This window comes from Acinetobacter sp. ESBL14, assembly GCF_036668815.1.
Taxonomy (GTDB): domain Bacteria; phylum Pseudomonadota; class Gammaproteobacteria; order Pseudomonadales; family Moraxellaceae; genus Acinetobacter; species Acinetobacter gyllenbergii.
Genome location: NZ_JAZEVS010000024.1, coordinates 1 through 1,074, shown reverse-complemented (window position 1 = coordinate 1,074; position 1,074 = coordinate 1). Strand labels below are relative to the sequence as shown.

Annotated in this window: 2 protein-coding genes; both read left to right on the top strand. The window is 30.1% G+C overall.

Going from position 1 to position 1,074, the window contains the following annotated elements:
- Nucleotides 1-567 (top strand): immunity 49 family protein (locus V6E90_RS21430; RefSeq protein ID WP_332606402.1); only part of this gene is annotated, 567 nt, incomplete at its 5' end.
- 39 nt (nucleotides 568-606) lie between these two features.
- On the top strand, nucleotides 607-933 hold the full coding sequence (locus V6E90_RS21425) for a DUF805 domain-containing protein (RefSeq protein WP_332606401.1): 327 nt from the start codon (nucleotides 607-609) through the stop codon (nucleotides 931-933).
- The last annotated feature ends 141 nt before the right edge of the window (nucleotides 934-1,074 follow it).

Genomic DNA, 1,074 nt, shown 5'->3' with positions numbered 1-1,074 from the left:
CCACATGCTTTTATATTTCCATTATTAACTGATAATGTAGATTTAATAAAAATCTATAGCACATTGACAACAGTAAATGATAATGACCATCATAAATCATTGTTAGAAGCAATTAATTATCCAAAGGAAGGGCGTTTTAATGTTGCAAGATTCCAAGCGGTTTTGCGACAAGATTGGAATATGGTCAATCAAATGAAAGAAATATTTCATGAAAAAGTTAAAAATCCTAAAAACTTTGAAGTATGGGAAATTGATTTCTATGATGCTTTGCAAAATAAAGATGAAAATGCTGCAAAGCAGATAATTAATGAGTTTTTGCAACCTAAAATACACAAATATTTAAATCAGCATCTCGTTGAAGAATTTAATGGTGAGATTTGGTCGCATCACCCAGTCATGTTTACTAAGCTTGCGTGGATGAATGGTCTAGAAATTGAAATAGATAATCCGCTTGTTCCCATGGAGTTAATGCCAGTAAAACCATTGGATCACTATGACTACCATTATGACTTTTTAGATCCGAACTGGAAGCCAAAAAGTTTTTGGTCTAAGTTATTTAAAAAATAAGTTTTTATAAGTACCGTTTTTAATTTTTGAAGGTTTTTTATGTTTGATTTTCTATTTAATTTTAATGGGAGAGTAGCTAGGCTTCCATACTTCCTTGCTCTGTTAAGTATTTTGGCTATTTTTTTAATTTTAATTTTTTTAGTAAAAAATATATCTGTAATTTATGCAGGTTTATTAGTCTGCTTATACTCTACTGTCGTTATACAAGTGAAAAGGTGGCATGATATAGGTCTATCTGGATGGTTTATATTATTAAGTTTTGTTCCTCTGGTAGGCATAGTATCAGGATTATATTGCTTATTTAAAGGTGGGGAGAAAGGAGCTAATAAATATGGTATAGCTCCAATCCCAAAGAAAACCTGGTAATTGACTGGATTGAAGAAATAGAAAAAGAATTATGGAGTAAATTTGATCTGAGATTAAAGTTTTTGTGAATAAAATAATTTTGATAGATTAAAAAGTTGAAAGGTATCTAAGTGTAGATACCTTTTTCGTTGGAGGTACATA

What these genes read in the sequence shown, in the direction of transcription:
- V6E90_RS21425 (WP_332606401.1), top strand. Translation starts at nt 607, where the DNA reads ATGTTTGATTTTCTATTTAATTTTAATGGGAGAGTAGCTAGGCTTCCA.